This window comes from Nocardia salmonicida NBRC 13393 (genome assembly GCF_001613085.1).
GTDB lineage: Bacteria > Actinomycetota > Actinomycetes > Mycobacteriales > Mycobacteriaceae > Nocardia > Nocardia salmonicida.
The window spans coordinates 76,010-90,513 of sequence record NZ_BDBR01000043.1 but is presented as its reverse complement, the minus strand read 5'-3'; the positions used below and the strand labels follow the sequence as shown (position 1 = coordinate 90,513).

Annotated in this window: 15 protein-coding genes and 1 pseudogene; 13 read left to right on the top strand and 3 right to left on the bottom strand. The window is 66.8% G+C overall.

Annotated elements, in window-relative coordinates; all coding sequences use genetic code 11:
- The 3 genes and pseudogenes from NS1_RS41375 to NS1_RS31590 all read right to left on the bottom strand — a co-directional run.
- Window positions 1-192: pseudogene (locus NS1_RS41375) on the bottom strand (site-specific integrase); the annotation flags it as partial.
- The gene (locus NS1_RS31595) at window positions 179-427 is read right to left on the bottom strand and encodes a hypothetical protein (RefSeq protein ID WP_157125498.1); all 249 of its coding nucleotides are present in this window, start codon (window positions 425-427) and stop codon (window positions 179-181) included. The gene NS1_RS31595 and the pseudogene NS1_RS41375, both read right to left, overlap by 14 nt.
- 500 nt (window positions 428-927) lie before the next feature.
- Entirely contained in the window at window positions 928-1,680 is a 753-nt protein-coding gene (locus tag NS1_RS31590) for a helix-turn-helix domain-containing protein (RefSeq protein ID WP_062990433.1), read from the bottom strand.
- 985 nt (window positions 1,681-2,665) lie between these two features.
- Between NS1_RS31590 and NS1_RS31585 the strand changes: the two genes are divergently transcribed.
- The 13 genes from NS1_RS31585 (at window position 2,666) to NS1_RS31525 (ending at window position 14,478) form a co-directional block, all read left to right on the top strand.
- Window positions 2,666-3,292, top strand: coding sequence for a hypothetical protein (locus NS1_RS31585; RefSeq protein WP_062990431.1), 627 nt, complete (start codon window positions 2,666-2,668; stop codon window positions 3,290-3,292).
- Window positions 3,289-4,521 (top strand): cutinase family protein, encoded by a 1,233-nt coding sequence (locus tag NS1_RS31580; RefSeq protein WP_245914560.1) that lies wholly within the window; start codon window positions 3,289-3,291, stop codon window positions 4,519-4,521. The genes NS1_RS31585 and NS1_RS31580 overlap by 4 nt, the downstream gene beginning before the upstream one ends.
- Window positions 4,518-5,639 carry a lipase family protein gene (locus NS1_RS31575; protein WP_062990429.1) on the top strand — a complete coding sequence of 374 codons (1,122 nt, stop codon included), beginning with the start codon at window positions 4,518-4,520 and terminating at the stop codon, window positions 5,637-5,639. The genes NS1_RS31580 and NS1_RS31575 overlap by 4 nt, the downstream gene beginning before the upstream one ends.
- A 77-nt stretch (window positions 5,640-5,716) precedes the next feature.
- Window positions 5,717-7,270: a cutinase family protein gene (locus NS1_RS31570; RefSeq protein WP_062990427.1), complete on the top strand. Its 1,554-nt coding sequence runs from the start codon at window positions 5,717-5,719 to the stop codon at window positions 7,268-7,270.
- A 116-nt stretch (window positions 7,271-7,386) separates the two neighbouring features.
- Window positions 7,387-8,067: a DUF8176 domain-containing protein gene (locus NS1_RS31565; RefSeq protein WP_157125496.1), complete on the top strand. Its 681-nt coding sequence runs from the start codon at window positions 7,387-7,389 to the stop codon at window positions 8,065-8,067.
- Between the two features lie 236 nt (window positions 8,068-8,303).
- Window positions 8,304-8,717: a hypothetical protein gene (locus NS1_RS40455; protein ID WP_157125495.1), complete on the top strand. Its 414-nt coding sequence runs from the start codon at window positions 8,304-8,306 to the stop codon at window positions 8,715-8,717.
- 2 nt (window positions 8,718-8,719) lie between these two features.
- Window positions 8,720-9,016 carry a hypothetical protein gene (locus NS1_RS31555; RefSeq protein ID WP_062990422.1) on the top strand — a complete coding sequence of 99 codons (297 nt, stop codon included), beginning with the start codon at window positions 8,720-8,722 and terminating at the stop codon, window positions 9,014-9,016.
- 1 nt (window position 9,017) lies between these two features.
- The gene (locus tag NS1_RS31550; RefSeq protein WP_062990420.1) at window positions 9,018-9,884 is read left to right on the top strand and encodes an alpha/beta fold hydrolase; all 867 of its coding nucleotides are present in this window, start codon (window positions 9,018-9,020) and stop codon (window positions 9,882-9,884) included.
- Window positions 9,881-10,111 (top strand): hypothetical protein, encoded by a 231-nt coding sequence (locus NS1_RS31545; protein WP_062990417.1) that lies wholly within the window; start codon window positions 9,881-9,883, stop codon window positions 10,109-10,111. The genes NS1_RS31550 and NS1_RS31545 overlap by 4 nt, the downstream gene beginning before the upstream one ends.
- A gap of 16 nt (window positions 10,112-10,127) precedes the next feature.
- Window positions 10,128-10,772 (top strand): DUF8175 domain-containg protein, encoded by a 645-nt coding sequence (locus NS1_RS31540; RefSeq protein ID WP_062990415.1) that lies wholly within the window; start codon window positions 10,128-10,130, stop codon window positions 10,770-10,772.
- Window positions 10,773-10,811: 39 nt separating this feature from the next.
- Window positions 10,812-11,582: a DUF8175 domain-containg protein gene (locus NS1_RS31535; protein ID WP_157125494.1), complete on the top strand. Its 771-nt coding sequence runs from the start codon at window positions 10,812-10,814 to the stop codon at window positions 11,580-11,582.
- Window positions 11,579-13,009, top strand: coding sequence for a hypothetical protein (locus NS1_RS31530; RefSeq protein ID WP_062990411.1), 1,431 nt, complete (start codon window positions 11,579-11,581; stop codon window positions 13,007-13,009). Before NS1_RS31535 ends, NS1_RS31530 begins: the two co-directional genes overlap by 4 nt.
- Window positions 13,006-14,478 carry an SCO6880 family protein gene (locus tag NS1_RS31525; RefSeq protein ID WP_063816326.1) on the top strand — a complete coding sequence of 491 codons (1,473 nt, stop codon included), beginning with the start codon at window positions 13,006-13,008 and terminating at the stop codon, window positions 14,476-14,478. Before NS1_RS31530 ends, NS1_RS31525 begins: the two co-directional genes overlap by 4 nt.
- Window positions 14,479-14,504: the final 26 nt, after the last annotated feature.

The following is a 14,504-nucleotide window of genomic DNA, read 5'->3' as shown; positions in this document are numbered from 1 at the left end:
GCGTTGTCCGGTGCGGTCCGGGACCGCGCGGCCCTGAGCGCTGAGTTTGAGGGGAGACACGCGGGTGACCTCGCGTCGTCTGCCTGAAGTGTCGCGGACGTACACCCGTGCACTCCAGCGACCGGGAGAAATCTCGGTGAGCATGGGCTTGCCGGGGACGCCAAGAGGCCGTGGCGGTCTACCGCGCCTCATCGTTGTCCTCCTGTGGTCGGTCGTTCAGGTCCGCCAGGGCGGTTTCGAGTGCGTCGATGTCCCAACGGAATTCCTTTCCGACTCGGATGGGTTTGGGTAGCCAGGTGTGCTTGCCTGGTTGGCGGGACCACCGGCGCAGCACTTCGGGATGGATGCCGATGTGGGCGGCTGCGGATCGGGTGTTGACCCACCGGCGAAGCGGCGGAGGATGTGGGGTTGGGGGTTCATCGCTCACCGGCGTGCCTCCGGTCGTGGTCGGCACGGATTTCCGTATGCGCTCTGTCGGGCGCCGCGCACTAGAGGCGGGCGGAAATCGCCAAGAAGCGGTCCTGCCTTCGCGCGAGGTCGGCGACGAAGGTGGCGTGAGAAATGGTGTGAATATGGCCCGGCCGAGGTCGAGTCATAGCAAGGGTCAGACTGACTTCGGGCATTGCGAGGCCACCGGCGATCGGCGATGGTGGCGTGCGATGACGCCGCCGGAGAATGGTCGCGCCCACAGGGCGGGACGGGTGTCGAGTGAAATTTCATCGGGCATCATTTCTGCCCGATCAATGGCTCTTCCAACTACAAGGAAACACGACTTTCGCGGAGTTCGCCACCAAGTTCTTGCCGACACCTCGAAATTGCTGAACATTAGCCGTTGATTGTTGGGCGAGGCCGACCTGTGAAGGCTCACAAAGACCCGACCGGCGCGACAGGTCTGTCATCGCTGCGCCGGCCGGGAGTTGTTGGTGATCAGTCGAGTTCGGGTCCGGAGTAGGACTCTGGCGTGGCGGTGATCAGCCGGATGTGCTTGGCGACGATGCTGTCGGTGAGCGACAACTGGTAGGAGATTCCGCTGTGGTTGGTGCCGTGTGCGTGCAACAGGCACCGGGAGTCGCGGCCGCGGGAGACGTTCACGCTCGCTGCCCACAGTCGTTGAGCTTCACTGCTCGGGGCCAGCGCGGCTACGAGTTCTTTTGCCTGCACCGAAGTCCGGTGCCTGCCGAGCGCGGATTTCATCATCGCGACCGCCCAGGACCGTTCGCCGTCGGGATCGACGAGGACGGTCTCGGCGTGCTCGCTGAACATCCACACCGGTGCCGATCCAACGTCATCGATGCCGGTCAGTGCATCGGCGAACAAGTCGTTGCGCGACAACACATTCCACATCGGGTCGATATAGGCGGCCAAGACTCCTCGGGCCTGGAAGCGTTCGAGGTTGACTGCCAACGCGGTCTCGGCTTGGACGTAGGTGCGAAGGTAGTGGGTCGGGGCCAGCGGGATATCGGGGAGGGCGAGATCATGCAGGTGCGCGGCCATCGCCTGGTCAGATCGGTAGCCGAGAATGACCCCTTCGAGGGTACTCAGCGACGGCTCGCGCTCGCCGCGTTCGATGCGCCCGAGGTGGACCGCGCTGAACCCGACCACATCTGCCGCCTCGTCACGAGTAAGGCCCAGATCTTCGCGGATCCACCGGCACGTCGTGCCGAGGTCTGGAATGGACACATCGGGTCGGGTCGGATCGCGTCGACGCCGTCGCCGCGTCCGATCCGAACGCCGAGAAATATCGTCCTTTTTCATAATCTCCCCCCCGGGAGCTAGTGGTGTAAGTCACAGGCTGAGATGTTTGAGGTGCGGTTTGCCTGTTGGTGATGGGTCCCTGTCTACCAGAAGGGTTTTCATGCGGCAAGTTTGCCGACTGCTTCGTGATTGCGGACGGCGGCGTTCGCCAAATATGCGGCGTCAGTAGAAGTTTCAATGTCGCCGGGACGCTTTCGGGCAGGCAAGTAAACACGGTGTTAATGAACCCGTTTCGGTCCTGTAGATGCGCCGCCAGCGTTGGTTCCTCTTAACTGATCATTTTAGATATATCCAAACTGGATCAGTTAACGACCTAGCGGCCCAGTCGGTTTCATGGCTTGAATGGAAAGCGAAAGAAATTCCCTCCAAGAAAGGAAATCCTGTGGATCCGATCGTGATCGCGAGCTACATCAACGCCGGGCTGTCGCTGCTGGCCAACGGGGCTGCCCTGGCCAACCAGGTCCTCTACCTGGCGCTGACCTTCCTCTGACGTTCTCGCTGTACGACACCGCCGCGCCAGGTCGAACACCGGCCGGCGGTGCCAGGCAGACACCGATTTGAATTCACGCCGCGCGCCATCAAATCCCGCTGCGGCACAAACCCTCTGCTTCACCCTTCGACTAGAAAGGGTCGACCGGTCATGCCCAAAAACACTCCGACCGCACGCACAACAGTCGCTCGCGGGCGAGATCGAATCCCCGGTATTCGTCGAGCCAGCACCCTGCTGTTGGTGGCCGCGGTTCCGGTAGCTGTAGCGGTAGGGAACGCCGCCGCGGCCAGCGCCAACGGACCACTATCCACTGTCGCAGACCAGGGTGGCGTCACCAGCCCAACCCAACCCGGTACCGAAACGCCCACGCCGCCACCAGCTCCCGAACCTGAACCTGAACCTGAGCCCGAACCGGCGCCGGTGGTGTACTACGAACAACCCCAGCAAGTGCGCACCGCACCGACCCGCCCTGCCCCCGAGGTGGACGAGCCGGTGGAGCCGGTGCGGATCGAAGAACTCCACCTGCCCGTTCCGGTGGAGCCGGTCGCGCCGATTACCCCGCCGGAGAACACGATCCGGATAGGGGAGTGGCAGACACCGAGCCCCGACTGGGTTCCGGTGGAAGTGCGCGACACCATCAACAACACCGCAGCAGGCGCCGAAGCGCAGATTGCAACCGCCCTTGACTCCGTCGGTATCCCGGCGGGGCGCTCCGATCGCGTCAGCGGCGCGGTGCTGGGAGGCGCGGGACTGGGCGGTGCGGCTGGTGCGACCGTGCTCGGCGCACCCGCGGCGGCGGTCGGCGCGACGGTGGGCGGGCTGATCGGCGGCACCGTCGGCGGGATCGCCGGTGCCGCACTAGGAATCGTGATCCCTGTCCCCATCATCGGACAAGCCACCAGCGGAGTCGCGGGTACCGCCCTCGGTGCTGCGGCCGGAGCCGCGGCAGGTGCGGCGATCCTCGGCGTACCCGCCGGTGCTGTCGGCGCGGCGGTCGGCGGGACGATCGGTGCCGGGTTCGGCGCGGGCGTCGGAGTCGGTCAATGACCACGAGCGCCGCAGGTCATGTCGCCGCTGTCGTCGCCGCGATGGTGGGGGCGGCGGTACTCACCGCCTCCTCACCTGCGGCCCCTGCGGTCGCGGTGCCGATCAATGGGTGCCCGGCCTTGTTCATCCTCGGTGTCCAGGGCACCGGCCAGTCGTCGCCGACCGCGGATCCGCTCGCTGACACCGGTGTCGTCGGATCGCTGATCGGGCCCGTCGCCAATGCGGTGCCAGCCCTCGTACAGCGGGCCTATATCGGCTACGACGCCGGATTCGGCGGCATCGTCCCCGGTGGCGGCTCTGACCCGTATGTGTCCTCGGTGTCGGGCGCGCGGGCCAATCTCGACTCCGCTGCACGCCACGTCGCGCAGGTGTGCCCGGACACGATGCTCGCCGGGATCGGCTACAGCCAGGGCGCCCAAGCGATGGCGAGCTTCGCACGTGATGTCGGCGCCGGAAACGGGCCCGTTGCGGCGGAGCGCGTCGCGGGGATCGCGTTGTATGCCAACCCCGATCGCGGCGAGCTCGAACCGGTCTTTCCTGGGAGGCCGGGCCAGATCGTGCCCGACCCCGCACCCGGCACGTCGGGAGCTGCGGTTTCGACCGTGCAGGTCCTCGCGGCCCCCGCGGGGGGTGCGGGCATCGCCACCACCGACCAGGGATACGGAGCACTGGTCGGGCGGGTCGCCGATATTTGTAGCGACGGCGACCTCGCCTGCTCCGCTCCAGGTCAGGCCGCGGTCCTGCGGTTGGGGGCGCAGGTCTTCGCCCAAGCGGACCTGACCAACCCCCTCGCAGCTTTGTCCACTCTGGGTGCGTCGCTCTCGGAGGCGCTCGGTGAGGCATGGAACACCGTGATTCTTAACGACTTTCAGGTGGGCGCGGGAGGGGTCGACTATGCGCCGCAAGTTGATCTGGGGCAGCGGCTGGTCGATGCCGGTGACCCCCGCACATCCGTCACGGATCCGGGTGCGGCAGCTGCGCGATGGAATGAGATCAGCGCGACGGTCATGGCGAATCCGCTGGTGCTGTTGCCGAGGTTGCTCGCCCAGCTCGGTGGCGCGTGGGGCCAGCTCGCGGCCGAGAACGCCGAGCTGGTCAACCCCGCGACGTGGTTGCGGTTCGCCGACACGGTCGGGCGCCACAACGGCTATGCCTTGACCGGCCAGTTGAACTCGGGCATCGCCTGGATGATCGCCCTCGCCCACGACATCGCGGGATCGCGCTCATGACCAGCACCGGGGCGGACGAGTTCCGCGCGAACACCACGATCGGGCCCGGCACCCCAGGCAAGATCCTGCGCACCCGCGAGGTCATCGTGCCGCACATCGCCGGTCTGCGGCGGGCATGGCAGGTGATCTACACAACCAAAACCAGTTCTGGCATCCCGGTCCCCGCCTCAGGCATCGTGCTCGAGCCGGCACCGCCGACCGGTGGTGCGGTGATCAAACCCCCCTTGGTGGTGTACTGCCCAACCTTTCACGGCCTCGGTGGTCGGTGCGCTCCCTCTCAGCTGCTGGTCGAGGGCAACGAACCCGACACGAGCAGCATCGCCGCCGCGCTCGTGCAGGGATGGACGGTCGCGGTGCCCGACGGGATCGGCCTGGGCATCCACGGCGCCGGACCCCACCATTTCCTGGCAAAGCAGGCGGGCGCACATGCGGTGCTGGACCTGGCTCGCGCTGTCGGGTCCCAGCCTGCCGACGGCACTATCGAGGGTCCGGTAGCGGTCTGGGGCTACGCCGACGGAGGCCGGGTTGCCGCCGCAGCCGCAGAGTTTCAGCCCGCCTACGCTCCCGAGCTCGATCTTCGCGCAGTCGCGGCCGGTGCGGTAATCCGCGATCCCGGTGCGCTGATAAACAGCCTCGACGGCGGACCATGGTCGGGCCTGGCATTCGCCGGCATGGTCGGACTGGGCCGGGCTTACGCGCACCTTCCGGTCGATCACCTACTCACCGACCTCGGCGTGCGCGCGGTCCGCGCGGCTTCCGAGCTCGACCTGGCGACGTTGCTGGTGGAGTTTCTGCATCCCCTCGCTACATGGTGTGAGCGCCCCGACCCCTGGAACGACCCGGTCTGGAACTACGTCCTCACCCACGAAACCCTGGGCACCTTTACACCCTTGGTGCCGATCCACCTGTACCACGGGCTGCTCGACGGGCTGGTGCCGATCGAGTCCGGACGCGAACTGTTCGCCGAGTACAGCTCCCGCGACGTCGCGGTGTCCTGGTCGGAATTCGACGTCACCCACCTCGGCGCAGCTGACCTCGGAGTCCCTGACGTCCTGACCACCTTCCGGGCGGGATTCGCCAGACCACCACGCCATCAAGGCCCCAACCCGACCAACTGACGCGCCTGCCCGCGCCACCCCCTCCGGCGCGGGCAGGCCGAGCCCACTCGCTCGACACCGAAAGGAAGCCGAATCCGATGAACCACAACACCACTCAGCGCAGAGCCTGCGCGATCGCGGCCGCATGGCTGACAGTGACGGTCATCGGCGCGGCACCAGCCCTGGCCGAGCCCACCACCAGCCCACCTCGCCCGTCGACGACATCGGGCGAACCTGCAACCTCGGCCTGTCCTGCCTTGTACGTGCTGGGCGTGCAGAACGGTGAGGAAGGCGCCGCCACCACCGTCGACACCGGCGATACCGGGGTGCTGGGCCAGGCCTTCGGGCGGATGGCCACCACAGTCGGCGCGGCGATCGCGCGGTCCTACATCGTCTTCGGCGCCGAGGTGAACACGGCGAACTACCCCGCAGCGGTGACCGCAGCGGCCGATCAGATCGAACAACGCGCCAGTGAGGTGATCGACCGGTGCCCATCGACACAGATCGCGGTCGCCGGCTATGCCCAAGGCGCTGCTGCGGCAGCAGTTTTCGCCGAAAAATCCGGGGCGGGTCGATCACGAGTGCCCGCAGAGAAGATCGCAGGGATCGCGTTGCTGGCCAACCCTTCACGACGAGCAGCGACCGGCGCCCTGCCGGGCACCGACAACAGGGAAGCCCCTTCCGCTGCATCCGGCACGGACGGAACCGCGGTGTCGAAGATCAAGCTGACCAACATCGGATTGTCCGGGGCAGGGATCGCCGCCAGCGCTACACCGACCAGCTACGGCTCGCTGGTCGGCCGGGTAGCCGATCTGTGCGTGGCCGGTGATGCCACCTGCGATGTCCAGTCCGCGAGCCCGTTGCTGACCGCGGTCAGCAACATCGCCGGACAAACAGAGGGCAAGGACCCGGTCGCCGCGATCGCCACCGTCGCCCAAGCCCTGGCCTCCACCGCCTTCACCACCGCGGTCGGCGTCGTCAACGACGACATCACCGGCACCAGCTTGGACCAGCTCTCCTACACACCGAACCAAACTCTGGGCCAGCGCGTCGCGGCGGCGTCCTCACCGGCTGCCACCGCAACCACCGAGTCCGATGCTCTGTCAGCGCTGTTCAAGGTCGGCACGATCGGCTTCAACGCCGTGGTGTCGGTGGCGCAGAAGGTTTTCACCGCCACGACCATCGCTGAACTCGCCGCTGTCGGTCTGTCCAACCCCGCCGCCGCCGTCGCGGTGCTCGGCACGAAGGTCGCTGAGGCGGTGGTGGATCTGGTGCCGCCCCAGTCGATCAGTACATGGGTCAACGACGCGTTCGAGGCGATCACGTCCACGATCACCGACCCCCAAGACCTGTACACGACCTCGGCGACTGCCCAATACAGCAACGCCACCGGGCGACGCAGCAGCTACAGCACCGTCTCGGTGACTGCCAGCGGCGATACCCCGCTGGCCGCGACCACTTCGTGGTTCACCGCGATCGCCCACGACCTGGCCGCCCAGGCGACGTCATCGACGAAGCAACCGACGCCCTCGAGCGGCGTGACGTCTTCGACTCATCCACACCCGGCACCCTCGCCCACCGCAGCGAAAACCTCTGCCAAACAGACCAATTCGGAATCGGTCGCCACCAGCCCGCCGGTGGCGCACCCCTAGACCCCTTCGGAGCACGACCAGAGTTACTGGGCTTTCCCCCGCCGGATCAGTGGCTCTTCCAGCGGCGTGCTCCGAAGGGCCCGACCACAACCCAGCTGATCGAGGAGGTGAACAACATGCCCACCGACGACCTGAGCCGCAACCATGGTGCCGCCTGGCTACACAGCCCCGACAGCCCAGAACCACATTCAGACGAACCCCAGCGGGTCGACCAGCACATCGACAGCCAAGCGGGACAGCACGGGCAGTACCGGGGGCGGGCGCACCGCTTCCGGATTGTCGGGATCAGTGCCGCCTTCTTGAGCGTTGTCGCCGGATCGGCTGCGGCCCTCGCGGTGAGCATGTCGGGCGGGAGCGAGGACCGTGCCGACGCCTCCTCGACAACCTCGGCCCCGCAGACGGGCACCACCTCCGTCGTGGTTGCCACAGAGCGGGCCTGTGCAGGGGTGACCGCTCAGATCGTGACGGCCGGTGCCGGTGACACCGCGACTGTCGCGGGCGTGATCGCGGCGTTCGAACACGCCTACTACGTGACCCGCAGTGCTGAACAAGTCCTGCGGTTGACGAGTCCGCAGGCCGGGCTCGCACACGAACCGCTGGCCGCCGCTATCACCGCGCTGCCGATCGGCACCACCCACTGTGTCGGCGTCACCTCGATCGCGGAGAACACCGCCGAGGTCCATCTGGTGGAGCTGCATCCGGATGGCCGCCGCTTCGACTACCTGCAGGTGATCAACGTATCCGCCGTCGGCCCCGCCGGGTTGGTCATCACCAACATTCAGAAGCGAGGCAGCTGATGCATGCCTTGACCTTGCGCGCGCACCCCCTCGCTGGGATCGGCAGCCGCCGTCTGGACCCGGCCACTGTGAGCCCTCCAGATCGCGTCGCCAGTATCCGCACCGAGCCCCTGCCGACGACCCGAGCGCATCCACCGGTGGTCGCGATCGTCGGCGCTCACGGCGGAGCCGGCACCTCGACGCTCGCTCGGTGGTGGGCGCCAGCGGCGGACTGTGGGCAGTCCTGGCCTGGGTCGGTGCAGACGACGCAGCGGGTCGTCGTGGCGGCGCGGCTGTGTCTGCCGGGGTTGGTCGCGTGTGCAGATCGACTACGCGAATGGCATGTCGGTACCGCTCCTGGCGGTGTCGAGGTCGTCGGTGTCGTGCTCAGTGCTGCCCGGCCTGGGCGAGTACCGGCGCCGGTACGCCGTTATCGCGCCGTGGTCGAGGACCTGGCCGAACAGGTGTGGGACATCGGCTGGCATGACGAGCTCATCGAACGCGAACTGGCCGAGCTCGCCGAGTTCAGCCCGTTCGACCCAGTCCCGCAACGGCGCGCCCGCCTGACTCAAGCGGTGCCCCTCGATGTTCATCACGTCGGCAGCGAGCTCATCGACGCTCTCGCGCGCGCCACGAAAAAGCTTATCGAACAACAGGATTCGGAGAGATAACCATGTCCGTTCTATCCGTGGTGGGTGACAGCGTGTCTGTGCTGGCCCAAGAGATCAAGGTCAACCCGACCATCCCGCCGGGCGGAGACAAACTGACCAACCTCGTGGGGTACTTGTCGTGGCTGGTCATCTTGGCCGGGGTCGCAGCCCTGATCTATGCCGGTGGCAAGTTCGGGTGGGAGCGCTGGCACGGCGGCGCGGTCGAATCACCCAAGATCGTGTTCGCGGCCATGGTCGGCGGGATCATCGCCACCTCTGCTGGCGCCATCATGAACGCCGCCGTCACCGGAGGTTCCTGACATGCAGGCACCTCAGTTCAGCCACGAATCCCCCAGCAGCGCACCAGATCCGCGCACCGTGACTATCACCGCGGCCGACGGCACAGCGCTGCCGGCGACCCGCTTCGGGAAACCGGACGCCACCCTGACTGTCGTCTATCTGCCCGGACCGCTGGCCAGCGCAGCGCATTTCTCGCCCATGATCACTGTGGTCGACAGACATTTCAGCGCAGACACCGCGCAATTGGTCTACGACCAGCGCGGTCACGGCAACGACCTTCCGCTGGCGTCGGGCCGGGCGGGGATGGCTCAACTGGTCGAGGACCTGAACACGGTGATTTCCCACGCGGGAGGTCGCGTCGTGTTGGTGGTGCATTCGCTGGCAGCGATCGTGGCGCAGGAATGGCTTTACCATCATCGACGCGACCAGACCCGCCGCGTCGCTGCGATCGTCGCGATCGGACCGGTCACCGAACTACCCGATCACGATGGGGTACTGACCGCGCACCCGACCGGGGTGGCCCGCCAAGCAGGTGCCCGTCTCATCCACGACCTTTCCACGGCATTGGGTGAGCGGGGCCTTCACACCGAGGCCGAGATCGAGTCCGCCCGCCGAACACTGCGTGCGTATAGGCGATGCGGTGCCGATCTGGCAGTGGTCGAGGATCTGTTGCGCGCAACACCGACCTGGATCGTGGCTGGACGAGCGGACCCGGTGGCGGACTACGAGCGCGTCAAGGAACTCGCCGAGACGGTGTGGGCCGAAATGAGCAGCTTGCGCGCCGGAGGCCATGACCTTGCCCGCACCTTTCCCTGGCTGCCCGCCGCCGCGGTGTCCTCCGCGATCCGCGCGGCTCACGACGCCGACAGGTTCGGGGGTGGCTGGTGATTGCCGAACCGCTGCCCGCGCAGGTGCTGGCGCCGCTGACACAGCTGGTGAACTGGCTGGCTTGGTTCGTGCTGCTGCTGTGTGTGGCTCGCGCGACCTTCGTCGGCGGCCAACTCGCCCTCCGGATCTACCGCGAAGAAGCGATCGAAGGCTTCATCGGATCCCTCGCTGCCGCCGCACTTCTCGGCTCGGCCAGTGCCCTGGCCATCGCCATCCTCCCTACCTGAAACGCAGGACACCCCTATGCCACAGAAACTTTCGGTACGCGGTCATCGGACGATCGCCGTCTGGATCGTGCTTGCCGTGGCGGTAATCGCCGCCACCAGTTGTGCGGACATCGACGCGGGCGGAGACCTGCGCACGCCAGCCACCACGGACGTTACGCAGCTGATTCCCCGTGAGTTGAGTTGGCGGGCCTACCGAGGCATCGACCTGCCGGTCGCAGTGCAAGGCCCCCGCGTAGTCGATGGTGCGATCGCCTCGGACTTCGACCGGTCTCCGGTCGGTGCCGCACTGGCAGCGATCCACGCGACCGTGCGCGTGTCGGTCGCAGCGGACGGTCAGTGGGCCTCGGTCGGGCAACGCATGATCGCCCCCGGGCGAGGACGCGACACATGGGCGACAGCTCGCGCCCAGATCTCGATCACTACCCCCGCCACTGACATGGTGCCTCGCATCCTCGGCTACCTCGTCACGGCCTACGCCGACACCGAAGCGCAGGTTCAGACCTACTCCACGTATCCGGACCGCTCGATCACCCGCAACACCGCCACCGTCATCTGGGCCACCGACGGGTGGCGACTGCGACTGCCCGACACGGTGACCGAAAGCCCTGTCGCCGCAGTGGATTCCGTGCCCAACGACATGGTCGCCCTGCCGAAACCGTGAGGACTAGTTCTGATGCGTTCGAATCGAACCCTGCTCATTTTGCTCAGCATCATCGCCGCCGTGGTGATCGCCGTGTTCGTCCTGACCGTCACTGGCGGCGACCAGCCTGACACCGCCCGACCCCCTGCGCAGGGCGGACAGCCCACGACGACCGCCACGCCGCCGCCGACACCTTCATCAGCGCGTCCGCCAACAGTCGACATGTTCGGCAACCGTCTCGAAGTCCCGGTTGAGGAAGCCGGTGCGGTGTTGCCGCAAATTGCCGAGGATCGGATCGAACCGACGCGATCTGATTTCCTGACCGCGGCACCTGCTCGACTGCAGTGGCAGCGGATCTGGAACGGCGCGGCCGTGCCGGTCTCAGGCAGCGACGGCCCTGCCCGCATCGACGCCGGTGTGGCGGCGGGATTCGCCCACACACCACAAGGTGCGGCGCTGGCGGCGATGGACGCGATCGGGAGGGTCTACGGCGCACCGGAACCGATCTGGCGAAACGTAGTGCGCGACCGTTTTTACGGTGGCGGCGACACGTTGATCGACCAGTTCGACCGTTCCCGGGCCAGCGCCCCGGATATGGCCCGCTACGTCACTGTCCCCGAAGGAGTGCGGGTCCAACCCGACTACCGCGAAGACTTAGCCGTGGTTCAGCTCGCGGTCCGTTCTACGACTGGGTACGCGATCGCGACCTGGCCGATGGTCTGGGTCGACGGGGATTGGCGAATCCGCACGCCCGACGACATCGAAACGCTTTGGCGCCCAGCCACACCCACTGCCTCAACGGCTGGATTCGGTCGCTGGAGGCAGTCGTGACCAGCATCCTCGCCGCACCGGTCGCACCGGGAGATGGTGTCCACGCCCAACTGCCCGATATCGCCTGTGTCGCGGTGCCCGGGATAAAGGAGGCGTGCCAACTCGCAGATGCGGCTGGGGGCGTGGCTGAGGCGGCGAGCGACTCGGTGATCGGTGGCATCGCAGACGATCTCATAGAGAGCCTCGTGACGGCGCTGCGGTTGGTGATGGCATGGTGGACGACCTTTCCGTCGCCGGAACTCACGACCTCCCAGGGCCAGCCCGCCCCGGTACTCGCCCAGATCCGCGAATACACCAGCGGTCTACAGGTGGTGCTGTTGACGGCCGGGATCATATTCGCGGCCGCGCGACTGGCATTGGCCAAGCGTGGTGCCGCAGCGGGGGAAGCTCAGGAGAGCTTTCTGATGTTGGCGCGAGCAACGTTCGGCGCGATGACCTTCGGTGTGTTGATCACTGTCGCGACTACGGCTGGCGACGAATTCGCAGACTGGGTCGTCTTCGACGCCGCTCGCGGTGACCTCGATACCGCCGTCGGTCGCATCGCCGATCCGCGGATCACGGGCAACCTCGGCCACGGGATCCTGCTCGTTCTCAGCGTGCTCGGGTTGATCAGTATGTTGGTTCAGCTCGTCATGCTGGTCGTTCGACAGGCCCTGCTGGTTGTGGTTGTCGCGGTGATTCCGATGGCGGCAGCGGCGTCGGGGACCGGGCCGGGTTCGCAAGCCTACAAGCGGTTGGTGGCGTGGTCGCTGGCGTTCGTGCTGTGGAAGCCGGTCGGAGCGTTGGTCTATGCGATCGCGTTCACCGTCACCGGCAGTGGCGACGAGCCAGATCCCCAGATGATCTTGCTGGGAGTGATCTTGATGGTGATGAGCGTGATCGTGCTACCAGCGCTGATCCGCTTGATCGCACCAGCAGTGGCCACGCTCGGCGGCGGAGGCGGAGCGGCATCAGCGTTGGCCGGCGCTGGCGCGGGTATCGCGATGTCGGCGGTCGGCAGCGGCGGATCGCAGGCCAGAAAGATGTCCGAGGCTCAAAACTCTGGTCCATCGGCCGGATCAACGAGCCGGACAGGCTCACCGCCTTCTGGGCCGAATGGTGCTGGCGGGGCGCGGCCGATGGCAGCGAGTTCGGGAACGCCGTCTAGCGGGACAGGCTCCGCGCCGGGTGGCGGCGGGTCTATGTCAGCAGGTCCGGTTGGGGGTGGTTCGCGTGCTGGCGGGGCTTCTGCAGCGGGTGCCGGTGGTTCGGGCAATGCGGCCGCTGCCGGTGCGATGGGCGCGGGTCCTGCGGGTGGGGCGATGTTAGGCGCCCAACTCGCAGGCGGCGCGCTGCGAGGCACTGCTTCGGCCGCTCAAAGCTCTATTCCGGAGTCGTCGCCACAGATGGATCCCGATGCCCTCGGTCCCGGGGAGGTTCGGCGATGAGCACACGGATGTATGGGCGCTGGGAGCAGCCGCGTTCGGCCGGGTTCTTCGGTCTGACTTGGGGGGTTTCGCTTCTCGGGCTCGGCTTGATCATCACGGTGATGGTGTCGTTCATGATCACCCGCTCGCTGGAATTCGCAGGCGCTGTCCTGCTCGGTGCGGCGGTGGTGTTCGTCCCGCTGGCGGTGACGCGCAATGGGCGTACCGGTTGGGAACTGTTGCTGCTGAGGGTTCAGTTCGCCCGCGCTCGTTCTCGCGGCGAGCTGACCTACCGGTCCGGGCGGTTCTCCCGGCTTCCGGGTTTGGCGAAACTTCCTGGGTTGATGGCTGATTCGCGCCTGACCGAGTACGAGACCCCAGGTGGGAAGCGGTTCGCGATGCTGCATATCCGGCGCAGCGATCACTACACGGTGATCGTGCGGGTGATCCCGCGCGGCAAGGAACTCGTCGACCAAGCCCAAATCGATTCCTGGGTCGATGGATTCGGCCAATTCCTGGCCGCGCAAAGCCGTGGCGGAGAAGTCGTCGCGGTGACCGCGGTGCTGGACAACACCGTCGAAACCCGATTGAAGCAAACCCAGGAAGTCACCCGCCTGATCCGCCCGAACGCCCCTGACTTCGCCAAGGCTGTGATGAAGGAAGCCGCCGCTGACAGCGGCGGGGTCGGGGTGCGGATCGAAGCTCGTATCGCGATCACCTACCGGGCGATCGGCAAAGGCCGTATTCGCCGTGACCAGGCCGAGCAGGCCCGCGAGATCGGGCAACGACTGCAATCGGTGCTGTCGCAGCTCGCCCGTGCCGGCCTGCCCGCCACACCCCTGCACGCGTGGGAAGTGCTCGGCTTGGTGCGCAGTCGATTCGACCTCGCTTCGCAGCGCGATGTCGAGGCGGCCGGGGCGCAGATCGTGGAGTCGCAGTCGTGGGATTCGGTCGGCCCGCTCGCCCATCATGATCGGTGGGATCACTACATCCACGACGGCGCCCGCTCGATCACCTGGGAGATGGACGGTGCACCCCGCGGGGCGGTGATGGAAACCGTCCTCGAAGAGCTCCTGCGCCCGCGCCCGGACATGCCTCGCAAACGGGTCGCGATCGTCTACCGCCTGCATTCGGCGGCTGAAGCGACGTCGTTGGTGGACTCGGACTTCCGCGACGCGGTCGCCGCCGAGCAAACCGAACGGGGGATCTCGTCGGCGGCGGCGCGGATTCGGGTCGGTAACACCTCGGCCGCGCGGGAGGAGCAAGCGCGCGGGGCGGGGTTGACCCGGTTCGGGGTGTTGGTGACGGTGACCGATCACCTCGACGCCGACCTGCCCGGAATCGAGGCCTCGGTCAAAGGAATGGCGGCGGCGTCGCGGTTAACGGTGCGCCGCTGCTACGGCTACCAGGCCGCGGGGTTCGCCGCCTCGCTCGGGATCGGGTTGATCTTGCCCGAACACGCTTCTATCTCCAAGCGGGTGTCGGGATGAACGCGCGCGCAGGGAGTTCCCGAACC